This is a genomic window from Nonomuraea mangrovi (genome assembly GCF_042681425.1).
Lineage (GTDB): Bacteria > Actinomycetota > Actinomycetes > Streptosporangiales > Streptosporangiaceae > Nonomuraea > Nonomuraea mangrovi.
Window position 1 is genome coordinate 142,223 of record NZ_JBHUFV010000079.1, and the last position, 22,623, is coordinate 164,845.

Below are 22,623 nucleotides of genomic sequence, written 5' to 3' on the forward strand. Positions count from 1 at the left end.
CGGGCCGGGGTTCCTTCGTGTGCGCTCCTTCCGAGGCCGGCACCGTCGGGGTGCCCGCGGTGGTCAGCGGACCGCCGGCTTGCGGGCGGGGTGCCAGCGGAGAGGATCGTCGGGACCGCCGGTGACCAGCAGTCCCGCATGCGCCGTGAGGGCCCGGCCCGGCACCGCGGTCGCGTGCTCCTCCCACCCCGACCCCGGGATCCGCGTGCGCAGGACGCCCGCCGCGTCCAAGGAGTACAGCCTGCCGTTCATGCCCGCCAGGGACACCGCTCCCGCGGACGACCCGTCGTCCTCCCACGTGGCCGCCCCGAACGGCAGCCGCCACAGCGACCCTGACGCGGTCGCCACGTAGAACGCGCAGTCGGCGATCGCCAGCCCCACCGCCTCACGCGGGGCGGGGCCGACAGGACGCCACGCCTCCCCCTCCCTGTACAGCAGCTCACCCGACGCCGTCACGCCGTACAGGCCGACACCCACGCCGCCCGCCGCCTCCCTGGGGACGGCCAGCCCGACGACCGCCGACGCTCCGGGCAGCGGCTGCCACGCCAGGTTCTGCCCGCACAGCTCCCGCGCCAGCAGCACCCCCTCGCCGTCCACGGCGTGCAGCCTGCGCCCCACCACCGCGAGCGCCCGGACGTCGGCGGGAGGGCCGATCACCTCCCATGACGGGGACAGCGGCCGCGACAGGCGGTCGAGGACGTTGCGGGTGACGCGCGCGACCACGGGGTCGTGCAGCGTGTTGCCCCAGTTCACGGTGCCCACGGTGAAGACCGTGCCGAGGCCGCTGGTGAACACGCCCATCGTGGCCGCGCCGCCCTGGCCGTACGTGCTCCAGTGCCGCAGGTCCGCGGTGGCCAGCACGACGAAGGAGGACGGCGTGCCGTCACGGCACGTCACCCTCGGCACCCCGCCGATCTCCTCGAACTCGGCCGCGTCGGTCTCGTAGCCGAGGCAGCCCTGGCCGAACTTGTCGCCGTCGGTCAGCCCCGTGCCCTCGAAGGCCCAGTGCCCGGCGAACCGCGCGGTGTACGACTCCTCGAGCATGCGGGGCATGTGCTCGCCCCACGCCCCGGCGCCCGCGCGGAAGCTGACGCCGGTCAGCGTGTTCTCGGGGCGGTAGGCGGCCGACCACTCGACCGTCGCCAGGAGCGGGTCGGCGGCCGGGTCGGAGACGGGGTCGCGATGGCAGACCATCGTCCGGCCGCCGTCCTCCAGCCGCATCTGCCACCAGGCGGTGTTGCCGGAGAAGAAGGCCACGTTGCCGCCGCGCCTGACGAACTCCTCGACCGCGTCGCGCATCCCCGCCGACCAGTACTCGTCGTGGCCGTTGACCACGAGCAGGCGGTGCCTGGACAGCAGGTCGAGCCCGTCGTGCAGGTCGAGGTTGGAGCAGTAGCCCACCTCGTAGCCCGACGGCCGCAGCCAGCGCATCAGGCCCTCCTCCCACCGCTCGGGAGGCGGGCCGCCGCCGGGACGGTCGAAGCTCACCTTGGCCGCGCGGGTGGGCGACTCGGTCCAGTAGACGCTCTGGTCGGGCTCGCCCGCCCTGTTGTAGGCCTGCCAGGTGGTGAACGGCACGCTGACCAGGATCGCGGCGGTGGGCTCCGCCTGCCGTACGACGAAGTGGACCTCGTTGTCGGGGCAGGGCGCGCCGCCGGGAAGCGAGCGCGGCCACGGCCGCGCGGGACCGAAGCGGGCCACGTAGAGGGAGCTCGGCCAGGAGCGCGGGATCTCCAGCGACCAGTCGGTGCCGGCGTGACCGGTGTGAACGACGCGGTCGTCGGTGGCGTCGCTCACGACCACGGGGGAGGGGCGGTCGAGCACGAAGCGGAGGCTCTCGCCCTGGGCGAGCGAGGTCGCGAGGGCGTAGGCGCGGACGGTCATCCGACCGCCGTTCCGACGAGCAGGTCCTCCAGGTCGAACAGGTAGCGCTCCATCTTCGGCCGGGGCAGGTAGCGGGTGTCGGCGGTCAGGGAGACGCCTTCGGTGGTGACGTGCACGCAGAAGCGGCAGTCGAGCTCGTCCTGGCTCAGGGGCCAGGTCAGCGTGGTCTCCGCGCGCGCCTTGCCGATCTCGTCGGGCCCGGCGGCGGCCGGTCCGGGGTCGGCGAAGCGCATGTCGTTGAAGCAGCAGTGCGGGTGGACGGGCTCGCCCCGCCTGGCGCTCTCGGCCGCGACGATCCTGTCCCTGTCGGCGGGGTCGTGGTAGGCGCTGCGGTAGGCCCGCAGCGCGGCGGGGCCGGCGGCCCGCAGCGCCTCCGCGAAGGAGCGGCCTGTGTCGAGCGTGAACAGGCCCTCCATGGACAGCGTGCTGACGACGTTCATCGTGTCGCGCCTGAACCTGTTGCTCACGATCGTCAGCACCGAGCTGATCTCCTGCCCTGTGTGGCGGCCGGCCAACTCGGCCACGGCGGCGAGCAGCACGGTGGAGGTGGAGGCGCCGTGGGCGGCGGCGATCGAGCGCACCGAGAGGTCCAGCGCGGGCGAGCGCAGCAGGGCGCGCCAGATCGGCGGTCCGGCGGCCTTCTCGGCCCTGGGGGCGGGAGCGGGGAACATCGAGGCGGCGATGCGCCGGTGCTCGCGCTCCCAGTGCGCCGCCGCCGTCGCGGCGACGCGCTTGCCCTCCTCGCTCCGCTGCCACGTGGCCAGGTCGAGAGGGCGCGGGGCGGGCGTGGACGGCGGCCTGCCCAGCAGCAGCATCCGCAGGTCGCGCACGGCCACCTCGGCTCCCGCTCCGTCGGCGGCCAGGTGGCAGAAGACCAGCTTGAGGTGCGTGACCCTGTCGCCTTCGGTGACCAGCCCGACCCGCAGCGGCCATTCCCGCTCGTAGTCGAACCTGGTGGCGGGCGGGTCGCCGAACGTGACGGGCAGCAGCCCCTCCCGCTCCAGCCTCTGGTACGGCTCCCGCCGCTCACCCAGCCTGGTGCGGAACGCCCCATGCCGTTCGACGAGCGCCTTCACGGCCGACAGGACCTCGGGCACGGTCCTGGTGCCGGGGACCTTCACCACCCTGTCGAAGTTGAAGTAGTGGTCGTCGGGCTCGGTGTTGAGCACCGCGTCCCAGATGGCCCGCTGCCCCCAGGTCAGCGGCGCGACGCCCTCGTCGGCCGCCGAGAACGCGACGTTCATCGGGCCGCGAGGTGCGTGGCCAGCCGGTCCAGGTCGTCGAGCAACTCCAGACCCTGCTCGGTCAGGTCGACCTCGACGCCGAACTCCGTCTCGATCGCGTCGATGAGGCGCATCTGCCCCACCGACGTCAGGCCGAGCGCGGACAGCGGCACGGTCGCCGAGAGCGCCTCCGGCGCGGTGAGCGCGCCGTCGGAGGCCTCCTCGACCAGCTCGGCGAGTCTTTCCTTGATCATGTCAGCTCCCTGGCGAGGCGTTCGGCCTCCTCGTCGGACATCTGGCCGAGCTCGGCCACCAGCAGTTCCTCGACCGCCTGGGCCAGCGCTCCGACCGTCGGCCGGGCGAAGAGCGTGCGGATCGGGACGTCCAGGTCGATCGCGGCGCGGATCCTGGCCACCACGCGGACGGCGAGCAGGCTGTGCCCGCCGAGCGCGAAGAACTCGTCGTGCACTCCTGCCTTCTCCACGCCGAGCACCTCGGCGAAGACCTCGGCGATCAGCTGCTCGGCGTCGGTGGACGGCGGCAGGTACTCCGCGTGGACGGCCTCGGGCTCGGGCAGCGCGGCCCTGTCGACCTTGCCGTTGGGGGTGAGCGGCAGGCGGTCCATGCGGACCCAGCGGGTGGGGATCAGGTACGGCGGCAGCGTGGCCGCCAGGTGGTCGTGCAGGTCGCGCGGGTCGGCCTCGCCCGTGAAGTAGCCGGCGAGCGTGTCTCCCACAGCGGCGACGGCGGCCGCGCTCACGCCGGGGTGCGTCATGACGCGGGCCTCGACCTCGGCGGGCTCGATCCGGTGGCCCCTGACCTTCACCTGCTCGTCGAGGCGGCCGAGGAACTCCAGCAGGCCGTCGCCGCGCCAGCGCGCCCTGTCGCCCGTCCGGTAGACGCGCTCGCCGGGCTCCTCAGGACGCGCGGGGTTTGCGGGGAGGCGGCCCTCGTCCGGCCGCACTGCTTCCGCGAGGCGGTCGCCGGTGAAGGTGACGAAGCGGGCGGCGGTCAGGCCGGGCAGGCCGAGGTAGCCGTCGGCGACGCCCGCGCCGCCGACGCACAGCTCTCCGGGGGCGCCGGGAGGGGCGAGCCTGCCCTCGGCGTCCACGACGTAGGCGGTGGTGCCGGCGATCGGGCGGCCGATGGGCGGTGAGCCCGGAGAGTCGTCGAGGTCGGCCGCCGTGGCGATGATCGTCGTCTCGGTCGGGCCGTAGGTGTTGACCAGCCGTACGGCGTCGCCGAAACGGGCCCGCCAGCGAGCGACGGCGGAGGCGTGCGCCTGCTCGCCGCCGAGGATGACCAGCCGCAGCGTCGAGGGCCAGGAGATCGCGTCGATCTGGTCGACGAGGTGGTGCCAGTACGCCGTGGGCAGGTCGAGGACGGTCACGCCCTCCAGATGGTCGGGCAGGGTGACGGCGCCGTCGGGCAGCACGACGACCTGCGCGCCCGAGACGAGCGCGGGATAGATCTCCTCCGCGTGGGTGTCGAACCCGAGCGAGGCGAACTGTGTGATCCGGTCGCCGGGAGCGAGGCCGTACTCCTGGCTCATCCACGCCACGCGGGCGGCCAGGTTGCGGTGGCTGACGACGACCCCCTTGGGGGTGCCGGTGGAACCCGAGGTGTAGAGGACGTAGGCGGTCTCGGCCGGGGCGACGGGTGTGAGGGGCGCGGGCGGCTCGCAGGTGCGGGCGAGCGGCGTCCCCTCGGGCAGCCGCCCGGCCAGGTCGGCCGAGGTGAGAACGAGGGTCGCGCCGCTGTCGGCGAGCAGGTGGCCGAGGCGCGCGGGCGGGTGGGCGGGGTCGAGCGGCAGGTAGGCGGCGCCCGCCCGCCACACAGCGAGCAGGGCGGCGACGGCGTCGGCCGAGCGGTCGAGGCACACGCCGACGAGGTCGCCCCGCCGTACCCCCTTGGCCTGCAGGAGACCGGCCAGCTCGGTGACCCGTAGGTCGAGCCGGCCGTAGGTGAGATCGCCGACGGCGGGAAGGCCTGCGTTGTCCCGCACGGCGAGCGCCAGCCGGTCGGGTGTGGACGGACCCTCGGCCTGGGCGGGGCCCACTCCCCACGACCGCAGCAGTGCCAGGTCGTCAGCGGACAGGATCCGGGGCGGCAGCGAGGGATCCTGGAGGAGAAGGCGCTCCAGCCTGGCGGCCATGGCCGCGATCGTGGCGGCGTCGAAGAGCGCGCGGTCGTAGGACAGCACGAGGGTCAGCTCGTCGGGGTCCTGCCAGGCCTCCAGCATGAGGTCGAACTTGACCTGCGCGAACCCGTGCGGGAACGGCCCGGCCTCCAGCCCGGCGAAGGCGGCGGGGACCCGCCCTGCGTCCTGGGTGTGCAGGATCGCCATGGTCTCGAACGAGGGCGCGCGCTCCAGCGGCGCCCCCTGGTGCGCGAAGGCGTCCATGACCGTGTCGCGGGTGCGCTCGACGAGCTCACCGAAGGTGGGCGCGCCCGTCAGGTCGCCGCGGATCACGAGGGTGTCGGCGAAGTAGCCGACGACGCCGTCGAGCGAGGCGCGGTCGCGCCCGGAGGTGACGGTCGCGACGGAGATGTCCCTCTGCCCGCTGTGGGCCGCGAGCACCGCCTGATAGGCGGCCATCAGCGTCATGAACATCGTCGCGCCACGAACCCGGGGAACGGCGGCGACGGGAAGCGTCACCGTGTGGAAGGCCGCCCTTCGCGGCCCGTCGGACGGCGGGCGGTCGGTGGGCAGCGTGAGCGGCTGCCTGCCGTCGAGCCTGGCGTCCCAGTAGGCGGCCATGGAGTCCTGGGTGAGCTGCCAGCGCGCCACGTCGCCGAACTGCAGCGGCGGTTCGGGAAGCGCCCGGCCCGAGTAGAGCGCGGCCAGGTCGTCGAGCAGGACGTTGAGCGACCAGCCGTCGCCGAGCATGTGGTGCAGGACGACGCACAGCACGTGCTCCTCGGCCCCGACCCTGACGAGCGTCACCCTGAACGGCGGAGCGGCGGCCAGGTCGAAGGGCGCGTTGGTGCGCTCGGCCACCAGCTTCTCCGCGTCACCCGTGACGATCTCCACGGGCACGTGACCCGGCGGCTCGACGAGCGCGTACGGCACGCCGTCCTCCTCAGGGAAGCGCGTGCGCAGGCTCTCGTGCCTGGCGGCCAGCGCGTCCACCGCCCGGCCCAGCGCCGCGACGTCGAGCGGGCCGCGCAGCCGCCGGACGATCCACATGTTGTAGGCGGCGTCGCGGGGGTCGAGCCTGTGCAGGAACCAGAGACGTTCCTGGTTGCGGGACAGCGGCACCGGCGCGCCGGGCGGCCTGGGCCGCGGCCCCTCCTCCCCCGGGGGAGCGTCGAGAAGCGCCGCCAGCGCGGCGACGGTCGGCCGCAGGAACAGCTCGCGCACGGGCACCCTGACAGGCAGGCGGGAGGTGACCACGGTCGCCAGCAGGGAGTGGCCGCCGAGGGCGAAGAAGTCGTCGTCCGCGCCGACGTCCCGCACGCCGAGCACGTCGGCGAAGACGTCGGCGACCAGACGCTCGTGGGGTGTGCGCGGAGGGGTGAAGGCGCGCGGCGCGACGGCGCCCGCCTTCGGCAGCGCCTTGCGGTCCACCTTGCCGTTGGGCGTGAGGGGCAGGGCGTCGAGGGCGACGACGGACGAGGGGAGCATGTAGCCGGGCAGCTGCTCGGCGGCGTGCTCCCTGACGCCCGTGGGGTCGCCGACGACGAAGGCGACGAGCAGGTCGTCCTGGACCGCCGCGACCGCCTGGGTGACGCCGTGGTGGGCTTCGAGGACGGCCTCGATCTCGCCCAGCTCGATGCGGTGGCCGCGCAGCTTGACCTGGTTGTCGGTCCTGCCGAGGAACTCCAGCGTGCCGTCGGGCAGCCGGCGGACCAGGTCGCCCGTGCGGTAGACGCGCTCGCCGGCGTGCCGTACGAACCGCTCCTGGGTCAGGTCGGGGCGGCCCAGGTAGCCGGTGGCCAGGCCCGCGCCGCCGATCAGCAGCTCGCCGGGAACGCCGATCGGGGCGTCCACGTGGACGGTGGTGTTGGCGATGGGCCGGCCGATCGTCACCCGCTCGGGGTCACGCGGCACCTCCCACGCGGTGGACCAGATCGTCGTCTCGGTGGGGCCGTACATGTTGATCAGCCGGTCCACCCGGTCGCGCAGCTCCGCCGCCAGCCTGAGCGGCAGCGGCTCGCCGCCCGCCAGCGCGGTCAGCGCAGGCAGCTCGCCCGTGAGCAGCACCCGCCAGCCCGACGGCGTCGCCTGGACGTGGGTGACGCCGCTGCCGGCGATCAGTCTGGACAGGGCGGCGCCGTCGCGGGCGGTGTCGGAGTCGGCGACCACCACCCTGCCGCCGGTGATCAGGGGTAGGTAGAGCTCCAGCGCGGAGATGTCGAAGGACAGCGAGGTGAGCGCGAGCCAGACGTCGTCGGGGGAGGAGTCGACGAGCGTGCGCATGGCGAGCAGGAAGTTCGTCAGCGCGCGGTGCGGGACGACCACGCCTTTGGGCCGGCCCGTGGAGCCGGAGGTGTAGAGCACGTAGGCGGTGTCGTCGGGCCGCGGCGGCGACACGTGGGCCGACGCGGCGGAGGGGAGGTCCTCGTCGGTGAGGACGAGGGCCGCACCGGAGTCCTCCAGCACGTAGGAGACCCTGGCCTGTGGGTAATCGGGATCGACCGGCAGGTAGGCGGCGCCCGACATGGCCACGCCGAGCAGCGCGACCAGCATGTCGGCGCCGCGCGAGAGCCGGACCGCGACCAGCGAGCCCCTGCCGATCCCGCGCTCGCGCAGGGCGGCCGCCGTGCGGCCCGCCTTCTCGACCAGCTCGCCGTAGGTCAGCGTGGTGGCGCCGCAGACGACGGCGATCGCGGAGGGCGTCCGCTCGGCCTGCGCCATGACCAGGTCGACCAGCGTGACGGGCGGCAGGTCGGCGGCCGTGTCGTTCCACGCGGCGAGCAGGTCCCGCTCGCTTCGGGGCAGCAGGTCGAGCTCGTCGATCGGCAGCTCGGGGTCTGCCACGATCGAGGAGACCAGCACGGCGAAGCGCTCCATGAGGCGCTCGGCGGTTGCCCTGTCGAACAGCTCCTCGCTGTGGATCGCCACGCCGAGCATGCGCCCGTCGGGCAGGTCGTACAGGTCGAGCGACAGGTCGAAGCGCGCGGGCCGCCAGCCCATGGGGAACGGCTCGGCGGAAAGCCCGGGAACCGGCTCGTCGATCTCGCCCTGGGTGTGCAGCGCGAACATGGTCTGGAACAGCGGCGTCCTGCTCAGGTCGCGTTCGAGCCCGAGCGCGCCCACCAGCCGCTCGAACGGCACCTCCTGGCGGGCGAGTCCCCGCAGGACCGACTTCCTGGTACGGCGCAGCAGCTCGGAGAAGCTCGGCCGGCCCGAGAGGTCGCACCTGAGCACCATCATCGTGGACAGGTAGCCGATCACCCCCTCCAGCTCCGTGCTGGCCCGCCCGGCTGAGGGGGTGCCCACGCAGAAGTCGTCCTGCCCGCTGTGCCGCGCGAGCAGCACCTGGTAGGCGGCCAGCAGCACCATGTACGGCGTGCACCGCGCGGCTCTGGCCAGCGCGGCCACCCGCCCCACGAGCTCGGGGGACAGGTGGAAGAGCACCTCGCCGCCCGCCGTACCTCGCTGCGGGGGGCGCGGCCTGTCGGTCGGCAGTTCGAGCACCGGCGCTCCGGACAGCCGCTCCACCCACCACCGGAGGTCCTCGGCGTCGTCGCCGTCGCGCAGGTGCGGGCCGAACTGCGGAGGGTCGTCGGCCGGCGGCTCGCCCGCGTAGTGGGCCGCCACCTCGGCGCGAAGCACGTTGAACGACCAGCCGTCGCCGTTGATGTGGTGCAGCACCACGCACAGCACGTGGTCGCAGGGACCGACCCGGACGACGGTCACGGAGAAGGGCGGCCTGGCGGCCAGGTCGAAGGGCGCGTTGGTGCGCTCGGCCACCAGCTTCTCCGGATCGCCCTCGACGACCTCGAAGGCGATGCGGCCCGGCGGCTCGACGACGGCCACGGGACGCCCTTCCACCTCGGGGAAGCGGGTGCGCAGCGCCTCGTGCCTGGCGGCGACGGCGGTGAAGGCCGCCTCGAGCCTGGCCAGGTCGAGATCGCCGCGCAGCCGGTAGGCGTACGCGGTGTTGTACGAGGGATCGCCGGGGTCGAGCTGTTGGAGGAACCAGAGCCGTTCCTGGGCGTACGAAAGCCTCACGTATCCCTTCCCCCGAATCTGGAAAGGTTCTTAACTGTTGGGAGTCAACCACGGATCTTGAGGTGGTCGCAAGGGCCGATAAACACGGGGTTTCCGGGCTTGTCACCCTCTCGTGACCGTGCCAGACTGGCGCCGTCCATCGAATAAGGAAAGTTTCCTTTCAGTATTTTCGGGGGTCTGTCGTGAGCGTGACCCTTCCTGACCTGCTGAGAGCGCGCGCCGCGGCCGATCCCGACCGGGTGGCGATGACCGTCCACGGCGTCGGCTCACTGACCTTCGGCGAGTGGGAACACCGATCCAACAGCGTCGCCGAGAGGCTGCGCGTACGGCCCGGCGATCGCGTGGGGCTGGTGTTCGGCAACAGGGACTGGCTGGAGTACGCGGTGGCGTTCTTCGGCGTCGTCAAGGCAGGGGCCGTGGCGGTGCCGCTGTCCGACCGGCTGGCCGCCGCCGACATCGAGGCGATGCTGGCCCACTGCGGCGCGAGCACCGTACTGCGTCCAGGGGCGTTACCCTCCGCGGAGACGGGCGCGGCACCTTTCTCGGAGGGCGTGCCCGACCCTCCGCGACCGCACGACCTGGCCCAGATCCTCTACACCTCGGGCACCACCGGCAGGCCGAAGGGCGTCGCCGCCACCCACGCCAACCTGGCCTACGGCTGCGGCGGCAGGCGCAGGCCGTTCACGCACAGCGAGCACCTGGCACACGCCTTCCCGATCGGCACGAACGCGGGACAGTGGATGCTGGTCAACGCCGTCGACGCCCACCCGCGGGTCGTGACGCTTCCCCGGTTCACTCCCGGCAGGTTCGCCGCGCTGATCGAGCACTACCGGGCAGGCACCGTCTTCCTCGTCCCCGCCATGGCGATCGAGTTGCTCGCCGCCCGCGCCCACGCCTCGCACGACCTGTCGAGCGTGCTGCTGCTCGGCTCGGCGGCCGCGCCGCTTCCCTCCCAGGTCGCGACCGACCTCAGCGCCGCGTTCCCCAACTCGACGATCACCAACTACTACACCTCGACCGAGGCGGCGCCCGCGCAGACCGTGATGATCTTCGACCCCGAGCGGCCCGCGAGCGTCGGCAGGCCCGCCTCCGGCGGCGCGGTCAAGATCGCGACGGTCAAGGGGGACCCGCTGCCGCCGAACGTCACGGGAGAGGTGTGGATGCGCTCGCCCGCCGCCACCCGCACCTACTACGGGGACCCGCACGCCAGCGGCGAGGTGTTCCGCTCCGGCTGGGTCCGCATGGGCGACCTCGGCTACCAGGACGACGACGGTTACCTCTACCTGGTGGACAGGGAGAGCGACGTCATCAAGTCGGGCGCGTACAAGGTCTCCACGATCCACGTCGAAGAGGTCGTCCACCAGCATCCCGACGTGGTCGAGGCGGCGGCGTACGGCGTGCCGCACCCCACGCTCGGCAAGGCCGTCGCCGTGGCGGTCGTCGGCCCCGTCGCCCACGACGACCTGCGGATGTTCCTGAAGGGGCGGCTGGCCCCGCACGAGCTGCCCGCCCGGCTCGTCACCCTCGACGCCCTGCCGCGCAACCACGGAGGCAAGGTCGACAAGCGGAGGTTGAGGCATGACTGAGGTGTCGCCCGTCCAGCACGGGATCTGGATCAACGAGCTGGCCGGCGCGGGATCGGCGTACCACATGCCGCTCGTGATCAGGCTCGAAGCGCCCGTCGACGAGGGGGCGCTGGCCAAGGCGTGCGCCGCGCTGGTCGAGCGGCATCCGCTGCTCGGCATGGCCTTCGCCGAAAGCGACGGCGTGCCGCGGCTGGTGCTCGCGCAGGAGCCGCCGGCCCTGTCCTTCGAGGAGCGGGCGGAGGCTTTCGACCTCGCCCGCGGCCCGCTCGTCAGGTTCACGCTGTCCGGCCGTTCGCTGCGGGTCGTGGCCCACCACGCGGTCTTCGACGGCCGCTCCAAGGAGGTGCTCGTCGCCGACCTGCTGGCCGCCTACCGGGGCGAGGTCCTGCCCCCGCTGGAGCCCGTCACCCCCAGGGAGGCCCCCGCCGACGATGCCCGCGCGTTCTGGGCGTCCAGGTGGCGCGCGCCGGCCGAGGTGCTCGTGCCGGGCGGGGTGCTGCGCTCGCGGCGCGCGGGTGAGGGACGGGTGCTGGAGTTCCCGCTCGACGTGCCCGACATCGCGGGACTCACCAGATTCGAGGTGCTGATGGCGGCGCTGCACGCCGTCCTCGGCTCGTACGGCAACACCACGGTCGTCACCGCGATCGACCTGTCCACCCGCACCCCTGACGAGGAGGACCGCATCGGCCCGTTCGTCAACGAGCTGCCGCTGTTCTCCGAGCCCAGGCCAGGCACGCCGTTCGCGGTGTTCGCCGGGTCGCTGCGGGCCGAGTTGCGCGAGATCTACCGGCACCGGCGGGTGCCGCTTGCCAGGGCGGTGCAGGGTCTCAAACCGCACGCGGCGCTGGCTCCCGTGTCGGTCAGCTACCGGCGCGGAGGAGGCGACGAGCGGGTGGACTGGCTCGCCTTCAACGGGGCCGTCCGGGGCGCCTTCCAGCTCCAGCTCCTCGACGGGCCGGCCGGGCTGGCGGCGAGCCTGCGCTACGACGCACTCGAGCTGCCCGACCCGCGGCCGATCGTCGCCGGACTGCGCGCGTGGCTGGAGAGGGTGGCAGGGGACCCGTCCGTGCCGCTGCCCGCGGCCGCCCTCCCGGCTGCCGCCTCCACGGCCACCCTGGACTCGGCGGGCTCGGCGGATCCCGTGGGCGGTTCCGAGAGCTCGCCAGGGCTCGGGGACGATCCGCTGCTCGCCGGGCTCACCGCGATCTGGGAGGAGGTCCTCCAGCTGTCGCCGATCGAGCCTCACGACGACATCTTCGACCTCGGCGGCCACTCGCTGACCATCACCCAGATCATCGCCCGCATGCGCAAGCGGCTGAACATCGAGGTCGAGCTCGACGACTTCTTCGACAACCCCACGATCGCAGGGGTCCTCGGAGTGATCAGGCGGTGATCGACGCGGACCTCTCGCGGATGCTCATGATCCGTGCCTTCGAGCGCAAGCTCCTCGACCTGTTCGGCAGGGGCCTGCTCAACGGCACCACGCACACGTGCCTCGGCCAGGAGTACGTCCCTGTGGCCGTCGAGGGCCTGCTCGACCCGGCCGACCACGTCTTCAGCAACCACCGCGGCCACGGCCACTACCTGGCCCGCTTCGACGACCCCGAAGGCCTGCTGGCCGAGATCATGGGGCGTGAGGGCGCGGTGTGCTCGGGGGTGGGCGGCAGCCAGCACATCCGCCGCGACCGCTACCTGTCCACGGGCGTCCAGGGAGAGAGCCTGCCCGTGGCGGCCGGCGTCGCGCTGCATCTCAAGCGCACCGAGCCGGGCCGCCTGGCCTGCGCCTACATCGGCGACGGCACGTTCGGCGAGGGGTCGGTCTACGAGGCGCTGAACCTGGCCGCGCTCTGGCGGCTGCCGCTGCTGGTGGTCGTCGAGAACAACGGCATCGCCCAGTCGACACCGACGTCGGCGAACCTGGCGGGCACGATCGAGGGCCGAGCGGCGGCGTTCGGCATCACGCACGCGCTGGTCGAGGGTGCTGACGTCGACGCGATCAGGGACCGGCTCGCGCCCCTGACGGCGGCGGTGCGGCAGGGCGGGCCCGCCGTGGTCGAGTTCGTCACGCACCGGCTCGGCCCGCACAGCAAGGGCGACGACACCAGGCCCGCGCACGCCATCGGCGTGGACTGGCGGGACAAGCTCCTCTCGCCGCGCCTCGAAGCTCTCGAGGCCGAGGCCGAGGCCCGAATCGAGGCGGTCGCCGCCGACGTCATGGCCCGCCCGCTGTCCAGGTGGGAGACGCGATGAGGGTCTCGGAGAACCTCAACGCCGCGCTCCACGAGGTGATGGCGGCCGCGGACGACCTGTACCTGCTGGGCGAGGACGTCGCCGACCCCTACGGCGGCGCCTTCAAGATCACCCGAGGACTGTCCACCCGCTTTCCCGGCCGCGTGCTGTCCACGCCGATCAGCGAGAGCGCCATCACCGGCGTCGCCGCGGGCCTCGCGCTGTCCGGCGACGCGGCGATCGTCGAGATCATGTTCGGCGACTTCGCGGCGCTCGCCTTCGACCAGATCATGAACTTCGCCGCCAAGTCCGTCTCCATGTACGGCTCGCGCGTCCCCATGCGCATGATCGTGCGCTGCCCCGTCGGAGGCGGCAGGGGCTACGGCCCCACGCACAGCCAGAGCCTGCAGAAGCACTTCGTCGGCATCCCCGGCCTCTCGCTCTACGAGATGTCGCCCTTCCACGACAACCTCGCGGTGCTCACCGACATGCTGCTCCGGCAGGAGCCGTGCGTGCTGTTCGAGGACAAGGTCCTCTACACGCGGCCCATGCACGCCGTGCCCGCGCCCTTCTCCGTGTCGGTCGCGGACGGCGTGGCCACGGTGTCCCTCGACGCCGAGCCAGACTGCGTGATTGTCGCCACCGGCGGGACCGCCCACAGGGCGCTGGCCGCGATGCGCTCGCTCCTGTTCGAGGAGGAGATCGTCTGCACGCTGCTGGTGCCCTCCCGCCTCTACCCCTTCGACGTGGCGATGCCGTACGCGCGGCACGTCTTCGTCGTCGAGGAGAGCAGCGCGGGCGGGACCTGGGGCGCCGAGGTCGCCCACCAGGTCCACCGGCGGCATTGGGAGCGCCTGGCAGGCCCCGTCACCCTCGTCCACTCCGCCGACTCCGTCATCCCGACCGCCGCGCACCTGGAGGACGAGGTGCTGGTGTCGGAGTCCGCGATCCACCGCGTGATCAGGGAGACGCTCCGTGGCTGAGCTGCGCGTGCCCAAGCTGAACAACAACGACACCGAGTACCTGCTGGTCGAGTGGCTGGTGGCGGACGGCTCCCCGGTCCACGAGGACGACATGGTCGCTGTCGTGGAGACCTCGAAGGCGGCGGAGGAACTGCCCGCCGACGCCTCGGGAGTCCTCCGGCACGTGGTGCGCGCGGGCGCGTGGTGCCGCCCGGACGAGGTCATCGCCCGGATCGCCGGCGAGAGCGCCGGCGAGAGGGCCGACGAGCCCGCGGACATGGCCGCCGATGCAGCCGCCGTCGAGGACCGCGCGGTGACCCCCACCCCTGGCCCGGCGGGACCGGCCACGGAACCGGCGGCCGCGGACCCGACCGCGTCAGGACCCCTGATCACCGCACCGGCTCAACGGCTCATCGACGAGCTCGGCGTCCCCATGGAGCGGATTCACGCGCTCGGCCTGGAGCTGGTCAGGAAGACCGACGTGGAGCGCATGCTCGGGCTCGTCCACGAGCTGTCCAAGGTCCAGCGCGCGGTCGCGAGGGCGGTGGAGCAGTCGCACCGGACGATTCCCGCCGCCTACCTGGCCGTCCGCATGGACCTGGCAGGCGCGCTCGACCATGCGGCCGCCCAGACGCGAGCCGTCAGACGGCCCGTCGGACTGGCCGAGATCTTCGTCCAGGCGGTCGCGGGCCTCCACGGAGGCTTCCCGCTCTTCTTCGCCGCCCTGGACGGCACGACGGCCCGCCTGTCGCGCGCCCCCGACATCGGGGTCACCGTCGACATGGGGGAGGGGCTCTACGTGCCGGTCATCCACGACGCGGCCGGCCGTACCACCAAGGAGATCGCGTCCGCGCTCATGCGGCACAGGGTGGCGGCCACCACCGGCGACTTCAAGGAGTCGGACCTCACAGGCGCCAACTTCGTCGTCACGCTGCACACCGACGGCGGCGTCGTCCTCGCCGTCCCGTTCGTCTTCCCCGGGACCGCGTGCGCGCTGGCCGTGACCGCCCCGCAGGAGGGCACCGTGGCCGACATCGGGCTGGCCTACGACCACCGCCTGATCAACGGCAGGGACGCCGCCCTCTTCATGAACGCACTCAGAGCCGTCATCGAAGGGCTGAGCTGATGTCCGTCGTCGACCTGTCAGGCGCCAAGAGAGAGCTGCTGCGGCGCAGGTTGCAGGGCAGGCAGTCCGCGCAGGCCATCCCGCGCAGGCCCGAGGGCAGCCCGCCGCCGCTGGCCCCCGCCCAGGAGCCGCTGTGGTTCATGGAGCACCTGTCGCCCGGCACCGCCACCTACACGATCACCCTCGCCGTACGGCTGCGCGAACCGCTCGACGAGGAACGGCTGCACGCCGCGCTCGACGAACTGCCGAGACGGCACGAGAGCCTGCGCCACCGGTTCCCCACGAGCGAGGAGGGGACGCCCGCCGTCCACGTGGCGGACGCCGCCGAGGTCCCGCTCGCGATCGAGCGGGCCGCCGACGACGACGAGGCCGCCGCGCTGATCGGGGCGGCCGCCGCCGTACCGCTCGACCTGGCGCGAGGCCCGCTGCTCACGGCGCTCGCGGTGACGCTCGACGACCGCCACCACGTGCTCACCCTGCTCGTGCACCACATCGTGGCCGACGGACAGTCCGCGCAGCTCCTCATGCGCGACCTGCTGGCGCTCTACAGGGGCGAGAGCCCCGCCGCGCCCGCCGTCAGGTTCGGCGACGTCGCGCTGTGGCTGCGCGAGCGGCCCTTCGAGCGGGAGCTCGACTACTGGCGCGCCCAGCTCGACGGGCTGCCGCGCGCCGAACTGCCCGCCGACCGCGCTCGACCGGCCCAGCAGCGCTTCGACGGCGCCACCCACGTGCACGAGCTGGACGCCGAGCTGACCGAACGCGTCGCCGAGCTGGCAAGGCGGCACGGCGCGACGCCGTTCATGGCGCTGCTCGCCGTCTTCCACGTGCTGCTGGCGCGCCTGTCGGCCCAGGACGACGTGGCCGTCGCCACCCCCGTGGCGGGCAGGACGCGCCCCGAACTCGACGACGTGGTCGGCATGTTCGTCAACACGCTCGTGCTGCGCGCCACGCTCGACGACGACCCGAGCTTCGCCGACCTGCTCGGCAGGACCAAGGACATGGTCGTCGACGCGCTCGACCACCAGGAACTGCCGTTCGCCACGCTGGTCGACGCGCTCGGCGTGCCACGCGACCCGAGCAGGCAGCCGCTGGTCGACACGTTGTTCTCGATGCACGACCTGGCGGCGGGCGAGGACGACTTCCCGCTGCGCCCAGGTTCGTCTAGGTACGACCTGGAGCTGTACGTCGTACCGGCCGGTGACGGGCTGGCGTGCGCCTTCACCTACAAGACCACGCTCTTCTCGGCCGACACCGTCGCGCGGATCGCCGGCCACTTCGGGGCGCTGGTGCGAGCCGCCGTGGACACGCCCGACCTGCAGGTGAGCCGCCTGCCCCTGGGCGACATCTCCGAGATCGCCGCGTGGAACGCCACCGAAGCGGACTATCCCGCCCACCAGACGCTGCACGGCCTGGTCGAGGAACAGGTGGCGCGGACACCCGACGCGGTGGCCGTCACCTTCGACGGCCGCTCATTGACCTACCGCGAGCTGGACGAGCGCGCCAACCAGGTGGCCGGCCTGCTCACCGACCTCGGGGCGGGCCCGCTGGTCGCCATCTGCGCCGAACGCTCGCTCGAACTCGTCGTCGGCCTGCTCGGCATCCTCAAGTCCGGCGCCGCCTACGTGCCGCTCGACCCCGAGTACCCCGAAGACCGCCTGGCGTTCATGCTCGCCGACGCCGCCGCGCCGTTCGTGCTCACCCAGACCCACCTCGCGCCCCTGCTGGTCTCGGGCGGCGCGACCATCCTGCCGCTCGACGACCAGGAGATCTGGGCCGGCCGGCCCACCTCCGCTCCGGAGGCCGCCCAGGGCGAGGCGGCCTACATGATCTACACCTCGGGCTCGACGGGCAAGCCGAAGGGCGTCCCCAACGGCCACCACGGCATCGTCAACCGCCTCGACTGGATGCAGAAGCGCTACCTGCTCACCGCCGGCGACGTGGTGCTGCAGAAGACCCCCGCCGGCTTCGACGTCTCGGTGTGGGAGTTCTTCTGGCCGCTGATCGCGGGGGCACGCCTCGTCCTCGCGGCGCCCGGCGGCCACAAGGACCCCGCCTACCTGCGTGACCTCATCAACGCCGAGCACGTCACCACGCTGCACTTCGTGCCCTCCATGCTGGCGGTGTTCCTCGCCGAGGAGGGCGTGGCCACCTGCACCTCGCTGCGCACGATCATCTGCAGCGGCGAGGAACTGCCCGTCGACCTGGCCGCCCGCTGCCTGCGCGCGCTGCCGGCCGAGCTGCACAACCTGTACGGCCCGACCGAGGCCGCCATCGACGTCTCGTCATGGCAGTGCACGCTCGAAAAGCTGGAGGGACGGGCCACCGTACCGATCGGCTCGCCCATCCAGAACATCACGCTGCACGTCCTGGACAGGCACGGCGCGCCGGTTCCCGTCGGGGTGCCCGGCGAGCTGCACATCGGCGGCGTCGGCGTCGCGCTCGGCTACCACGACCGTCCCGAGCTGACCGCCGCCCGCTTCGCCGGCGGGCGGTACAGGACGGGCGACGCGACCCGCTGGCTGCCCGACGGCACCATCGAGTTCCTCGGCCGCCTCGACAACCAGGTCAAGCTGCGCGGCCTGCGCATCGAGCTGGGCGAGATCGAGACGGCGCTGCGTGAGAAGGCGGGCGCGAGCGAGGCCGTCGTGGTCGTCCGCGCCGACAAGCTCGTCGCCTACCTCGTCGGCGGGCCGTCCGAGCCGGCGCAGGTCAGGGCCGCGATCCGCGGGTTCCTGCCCGAGTACATGCTGCCCTCGCTGTTCGTCCGGCTCGACGCCCTGCCGCTCACCCCGAACGGCAAGCTCGACCGCAAGGCGCTGCCCGAGCCCGTGTTGACCTCGGACGTCGCCTACGCCCCGCCCTCGACACCCGCCGAGCAGGTCATCGCCGGCGTGTGGGCCGAGATCCTCGAAGCCGAGCGGGTGGGCGTCGACGACGACTTCTTCGACCTGGGCGGGCACTCCCTTCTGGCCATCCAGGTCGTGGCCAGGCTGCGCAAGGCGGGCATCGGCCCGCTCGGGCTCGTGGACCTGTTCACCTACAGGACGGTCCGCGAGATCGCGGCCTTCCTGGAGACGGCGGCCGACCTGCCGCGCCCGCTGCTGCAACGGCTGACGGGCCCGCGCACCGCGTCCGTCACCTACGTCTGCGTGCCGTACGGCTCGGGCAGCGCGATCGTCTACCAGCCGCTGGCCGACGCGCTCCCCTCCGACCAGGCCCTCTACGCCCTGGCCATCCCCGGGCACGACGTCGGCCTGGACGAGGAGGCGATGGAGTTCGAGGAACTGGCCGCCAGGACCACCGAGGAGATCCTCCGCATCGAAGGACCGCTGGTGATCTACGGCCACTGCGGGGTGGGCGCCGCGCTCGCCGTCGAGCTGGCCAGGCGGGTCGAGGCGGCCGGCCGTACGCTGGAGGCGCTCTACATCGGGGCGATCTTCCCCTTCGCCCGGCCGCGCGGATGGCGGCGCTTCGGGCTGATGGACCGGCTCAGCTCCTACCAGACCGACATCAACCGGCTCAAGGCGCGGGGGGTGGACCTGGAGGAGCTCGAGCCAGGCGTCGCCGACCGCATCATCAGGACGATGCGGCACGACTCGAAAGCGGCGGAGAAGTACTTCACCTCGCTCTTCCACGAGCAGGACAGACCCAGGCTGCGCGCCCCGATCATCTCGGTGATCGGCGAGCGCGACCCCGCCACCGACTACTACGAGGAGCGCTACCGCGAATGGGGCTTCCTCGGCGACACCACGGCGCTGGTCGTCCTGGACGAGGGCGGCCACTACTTCCTGCGCTACCGCGCCGCCGAGCTCGCCGCCGTCCTGCGCACCCACCGGCGGCTCGAACCCACCGACCGGTCCTCCTCGTGGTGGGTGCACGCCGTCTCCACGCCTGACCAGCCGGCCGCCGCGTCCACGTCCCCGGCGCCCAGCATGCAGCGCTTCCTCACCATCGCCTCCGGACAGCAGATCTCGATGATCGGGTCGGCGCTCACCGGCTGGGCGCTGCCGATCACCGTCCTGGTCGATTCGGGGTCGATCGCCCAGTTCTCCATCCTGGCCGTGCTCAATCTGGCCGGGCTGCTCATCTCGCCGCTGGCGGGGGCGATCGTCGACAGGGGAGACCGCAGGCGGGTGCTGCTCTTCTCCGACGTGTGCGCGGCCGCGATCCAGGGCGTGCTCGCCGTACTGATCTTCTTCGGCGACCTGCGGCTCTGGCAGATCTACGGCCTGATCGTCGCCCTGTCCGTCGCCACCTGCTTCCAACGCCTCGCCTACTCCTCGGCCGTGCCGCAGCTCGTGCCCAAGCGCTACCTCGGGCACGCCGTCGGCATCACCCAGATGACCAACGGCGTCGCCCAGCTCGTCGTCCCGCTCATGGCGGCGGGACTCCTGGCGTGGATCGGCCTCGGCGGCATCGTCGCCCTCGACGTGGCCAGCTACGTCTTCGCCGTACTGGTCGTGCTGCTCGTCCGCTTCCCCGACACGCTGCCGTGGCGCCCGCGTGAGCCGCTGTCCACCGAGATCCGCAAGGGTTTCGCCTACACCTGGCACGCGCACGGCCTGCGGGCCATGCTGGGCTGGTTCGCGGTGCTGAACATCTTCCTCTCACCGCTCCTGCTGCTGGTCTCGCCGCTGGTCCTCACCTTCGCCACGCTGCGCGAGGTGAGCGCGGTCTCCGTGGTGACCGGGCTCGGCGTGCTGCTCGGCGGCCTGACCATGGCCGTGTGGGGCGGGCCGCCCAGACGCAGGTTCAGGGGCGTGCTGCTGACGACGCTGGCGATCGCGGCGGGAAGCGTCGTCACCGGGCTCGCCCCGTCGGTGATGCTGGTCGGGGCAGGCGCGTTCGCGATCACGTACTTCCTGACGCTCATGAACGGGATCTACTCGCTGATCGTCCAGATCAAGGTGCCGTACCGGTACCACGGGCGGGTGTTCGCGCTGAACACGCTCGTCGCCTGGTCGACGCTGCCGATCGGGATGGGGCTCGTCGCACCGCTGGGCGCGGCGCTGTTCGACCCGATGCTGGCCCCGGGCGGCGCGCTGGCGTCCACGGTCGGCGCGGTGATCGGCGTGGGCGAGGGGAGAGGGATCGCGTTCCTCTACCTGGTGTGCGCGGTCGCCATGGTCCTGGTGGTCGCGGGGGCGCTGCGGGTGCGGCGGCTGGCCCGCTTCGACGCCGACGTGCCCGACGCGCTGCCCGACGACCTCGTGGGCGTGGAGACGATCGCCGCGAAGACCGCCGCCTGACCCGAGGCGGTGTGCCTGGCCCGAGGCGGCTCGCCTGGCCCGAGGCGGCGGTCAGGCGAGCCGTTTGACCAGGTCGTGCAGGGTGGTGGCGAGCATGCCCAGCCTGGCCTGGGTCCGCTCGCCCTCCTCCTCACCGGCCCGGCCGAGGAAGTCCAGATAGCCGCGCGCCCACCCGCCGAACACCCACGGCTCAGCGGGGACCTTCCCGCCGCCCTCCCGGTAGCCCTCGACGGCGGCGTCGAAGCGTTCCAGGTCGAAGGAGCCGTCCACGCGCGTCGCCCAGTCGAGCGCGACGCCGACGGCCTCCCGTTCGGCGAGATAGCCGCCGGCGGTGTCCCAGTCGAGCAGCGCCAGCGAGCCGTCGGAGCGCAGCAGGGCGTTCTTGGGATGCAGGTCCCCGTGCGAGCGCACCGGCGTGCCCCGCCCCGCGGGCCGTTCGTCGCCGCGAGCAGCTCACCCGCCGGGTACGGCGCGACGGCCCTCGACCTGCCCTCCTCCTGGGCGGTGTCGGCTCCGGCGTGCACCGTGTGGGTTCCGGTGTGGGCGGTGTCGGTTCTGGCGTGCATCGTGTGGGTTCCGGTGTGGGCGGTGTCGGTTCTGGCGTGCATCGTGTGGGTTCCGGTGTGGGCGGTGTCGGTTCTGGCGTGCATCGTGTGGGTTCCGGTGTGGGCGGTGTCGGCTCCGGCGTGCACGGTGTGGGTTCCGGTGTGGGCGGTGTCGGCTTCGGCCTGCCGGGCGGGTCCAGCGGACCCGGCGCGGTGGACGGCCGACAGCAGGGCACCCACCCGGCGGGCGAGCGCGGGAGTCAGGTCGGCGGCGCCGGGAGCGCGGCCGTCCATCCACCTGTGCACGCGCACCACGCCGCCGTCGATCTCCGCCGTGTACCGCCCGGTGGCGGTCTCCTGCACGGGCCCGGGCATCGGCACCCCGGCGGCCAGCGCCGCCCGCTCGATCTCGATCGCCGTGTCGGAAGGCGCCCACCCCAGCCGCTTCACCGCGTAGGCGCCGGTGGTCGTGTCGATCCGCCAGACCTCGTTGTGGTGGTAACCGGCCAACCGCAGACCCCGCGTGACCGCACGCCCGAGCCCGAACCTGCCGCACACCTCCGCAACAGCAAGATCGCCCATGCGGGCAGTGTGCCCTACCCGTTCACATCAAAGTGAACATTTGTGAATTCTTCCGAAACTTCCCACAACTTCGCCGCGGCGTTCAGATCCTTCGACGCGGGAGAGGAATCGACGATCTGCGGATACCCCCACACCTCGAACGGTCCGCCGGGCCCCACGAAGCTCCCGCCCGGCAGGCCCCGCACCGTCGCCGCGTACAGCACCGGCAACGCTCCCCGGCCCGCGCTCTGCGCGAAGAGGGCGTTGGCGACCTTCTGCCCCACCTCCATGAACCGGTTGCCCGCCATGCGCGGACCGGTCGCCTGCAGGTTCGTGGAGGCGTAGCCAGGATGCGCCGCCACGCTGGTCAGCACGTTTCCCGCCCGCCGCTGCAGCTCGTAGGCGAACAGCAGGTTGGCCAGCTTCGACTGCCCGTAGGCCAGCCACTTGTGGTAGCCCAGCTCGCTGTTGAGGTCGTCGAACCTCATGCGCCCCGCCACGTGCGTCAGGCTGCTCACCGTCACCACCCTGCCGCCGCGCAGGCGCGGCAGCAGCAGCCCGGTCAGCGCGAAGTGCCCCAGATGGTTCGTGCCGAACTGCATCTCGAACCCGTCGGCCGTCTTCCTGTACGGCAGCGCCATCACGCCCGCGTTGTTGACCAGGATGTCGACGTCGCCTGCGATGCCCGCCGCGAACTCCCGCACCGAGGACAGGTCGGCCAGGTCCAGCCGCCGCACCTCGATGGCACCCTTGGGCGCCGCCAGGAGCATGCGCTTCCGCGCGCTCTCGCCTCTCGCCGTGTCCCTGCAGGCCAGCACGGTGGTGGCACCGCGCCTCGCCAGCTCGCCCGCCGTGATCATGCCGAGGCCGCTGTTGGCTCCCGTCACGATCGCCGTCTTGCCCGACAGATCGGGAATTTCCGCCGCTGTCCACACCATGACGATCACCGTAGCCCGTTCTCCGGAGCGAGCGGCACTTCCCTTCACGCCCTCCTCCCATGCTCCTTCACACACTCCTCCGGCCTCTCGGGCTCCCCGGCCTCTCGGGCTCCCCGGCCTCTCGGGCTCCCCGGCCTCT

General features: G+C 72.7%; 12 protein-coding genes and 1 pseudogene. 6 read left to right on the forward strand and 7 right to left on the reverse strand.

What is annotated here, in order from left to right; translation table 11 throughout:
* Positions 1–63 precede the first annotated feature (63 nt).
* Genes ACFSKW_RS47010 through ACFSKW_RS47025 form a run of 4 tightly spaced genes read right to left on the reverse strand, consistent with a single transcriptional unit; the run spans position 64 to position 9,288 of the window.
* Complete coding sequence (locus tag ACFSKW_RS47010; RefSeq protein ID WP_379581127.1) at positions 64–1,884, reverse strand: N,N-dimethylformamidase beta subunit family domain-containing protein; 1,821 nt, start codon at positions 1,882–1,884, stop codon at positions 64–66.
* A complete protein-coding gene (locus ACFSKW_RS47015; protein WP_379581128.1) occupies positions 1,881–3,128 on the reverse strand; it encodes a condensation domain-containing protein in 1,248 nt (415 codons plus the stop codon). The genes ACFSKW_RS47010 and ACFSKW_RS47015 overlap by 4 nt, the downstream gene beginning before the upstream one ends.
* Positions 3,125–3,361: an acyl carrier protein gene (locus ACFSKW_RS47020; RefSeq protein WP_379581129.1), complete on the reverse strand. Its 237-nt coding sequence runs from the start codon at positions 3,359–3,361 to the stop codon at positions 3,125–3,127. The genes ACFSKW_RS47015 and ACFSKW_RS47020 overlap by 4 nt, the downstream gene beginning before the upstream one ends.
* Complete coding sequence (locus ACFSKW_RS47025; RefSeq protein WP_379581130.1) at positions 3,358–9,288, reverse strand: amino acid adenylation domain-containing protein; 5,931 nt, start codon at positions 9,286–9,288, stop codon at positions 3,358–3,360. The genes ACFSKW_RS47020 and ACFSKW_RS47025 overlap by 4 nt, the downstream gene beginning before the upstream one ends.
* Before the next feature lie 182 nt (positions 9,289–9,470).
* Between ACFSKW_RS47025 and ACFSKW_RS47030 the strand changes: the two genes are divergently transcribed.
* The 6 genes from ACFSKW_RS47030 to ACFSKW_RS47055 are packed head-to-tail and all read left to right on the forward strand — an operon-like array spanning position 9,471 to position 20,440.
* A complete protein-coding gene (locus tag ACFSKW_RS47030; protein ID WP_379581131.1) occupies positions 9,471–10,874 on the forward strand; it encodes a class I adenylate-forming enzyme family protein in 1,404 nt (467 codons plus the stop codon).
* Entirely contained in the window at positions 10,867–12,267 is a 1,401-nt protein-coding gene (locus tag ACFSKW_RS47035) for a condensation domain-containing protein (RefSeq protein ID WP_379581132.1), read from the forward strand. Before ACFSKW_RS47030 ends, ACFSKW_RS47035 begins: the two co-directional genes overlap by 8 nt.
* The gene (locus tag ACFSKW_RS47040; protein ID WP_379581133.1) at positions 12,264–13,124 is read left to right on the forward strand and encodes a thiamine pyrophosphate-dependent dehydrogenase E1 component subunit alpha; all 861 of its coding nucleotides are present in this window, start codon (positions 12,264–12,266) and stop codon (positions 13,122–13,124) included. Before ACFSKW_RS47035 ends, ACFSKW_RS47040 begins: the two co-directional genes overlap by 4 nt.
* Complete coding sequence (locus ACFSKW_RS47045; RefSeq protein ID WP_379581134.1) at positions 13,121–14,086, forward strand: alpha-ketoacid dehydrogenase subunit beta; 966 nt, start codon at positions 13,121–13,123, stop codon at positions 14,084–14,086. The genes ACFSKW_RS47040 and ACFSKW_RS47045 overlap by 4 nt, the downstream gene beginning before the upstream one ends.
* On the forward strand, positions 14,079–15,191 hold the full coding sequence (locus ACFSKW_RS47050; RefSeq protein WP_379581135.1) for a 2-oxo acid dehydrogenase subunit E2: 1,113 nt from the start codon (positions 14,079–14,081) through the stop codon (positions 15,189–15,191). The genes ACFSKW_RS47045 and ACFSKW_RS47050 overlap by 8 nt, the downstream gene beginning before the upstream one ends.
* Positions 15,191–20,440, forward strand: a complete 5,250-nt coding sequence (locus tag ACFSKW_RS47055) for a non-ribosomal peptide synthetase/MFS transporter (protein WP_379581136.1) — start codon at positions 15,191–15,193, stop codon at positions 20,438–20,440. The genes ACFSKW_RS47050 and ACFSKW_RS47055 overlap by 1 nt, the downstream gene beginning before the upstream one ends.
* Before the next feature lie 51 nt (positions 20,441–20,491).
* On the opposite strand, the gene ACFSKW_RS47060 is transcribed toward ACFSKW_RS47055, so the two are convergent.
* The 3 genes and pseudogenes from ACFSKW_RS47060 to ACFSKW_RS47070 form a co-directional block, all read right to left on the reverse strand.
* On the reverse strand, positions 20,492–20,851 hold the full coding sequence (locus tag ACFSKW_RS47060; protein WP_379581137.1) for a phosphotransferase: 360 nt from the start codon (positions 20,849–20,851) through the stop codon (positions 20,492–20,494).
* Positions 20,852–21,234: 383 nt separating this feature from the next.
* Positions 21,235–21,567 (reverse strand): annotated as a pseudogene (locus ACFSKW_RS47065) (hypothetical protein); the annotation flags it as partial.
* Between the two features lie 14 nt (positions 21,568–21,581).
* Entirely contained in the window at positions 21,582–22,484 is a 903-nt protein-coding gene (locus ACFSKW_RS47070; protein WP_379581138.1) for an oxidoreductase, read from the reverse strand.
* Positions 22,485–22,623: the final 139 nt, after the last annotated feature.

Coding starts and splice junctions, on each gene's coding strand:
- ACFSKW_RS47035 (WP_379581132.1), top strand. CDS start 10,867: ATGACTGAGGTGTCGCCCGTCCAGCACGGGATCTGGATCAACGAGCTG.
- ACFSKW_RS47020 (WP_379581129.1), bottom strand. CDS start 3,361: ATGATCAAGGAAAGACTCGCCGAGCTGGTCGAGGAGGCCTCCGACGGC.
- ACFSKW_RS47010 (WP_379581127.1), bottom strand. CDS start 1,884: ATGACCGTCCGCGCCTACGCCCTCGCGACCTCGCTCGCCCAGGGCGAG.
- ACFSKW_RS47045 (WP_379581134.1), top strand. CDS start 13,121: ATGAGGGTCTCGGAGAACCTCAACGCCGCGCTCCACGAGGTGATGGCG.
- ACFSKW_RS47070 (WP_379581138.1), bottom strand. CDS start 22,484: ATGGTGTGGACAGCGGCGGAAATTCCCGATCTGTCGGGCAAGACGGCG.
- ACFSKW_RS47015 (WP_379581128.1), bottom strand. CDS start 3,128: ATGAACGTCGCGTTCTCGGCGGCCGACGAGGGCGTCGCGCCGCTGACC.
- ACFSKW_RS47055 (WP_379581136.1), top strand. CDS start 15,191: ATGTCCGTCGTCGACCTGTCAGGCGCCAAGAGAGAGCTGCTGCGGCGC.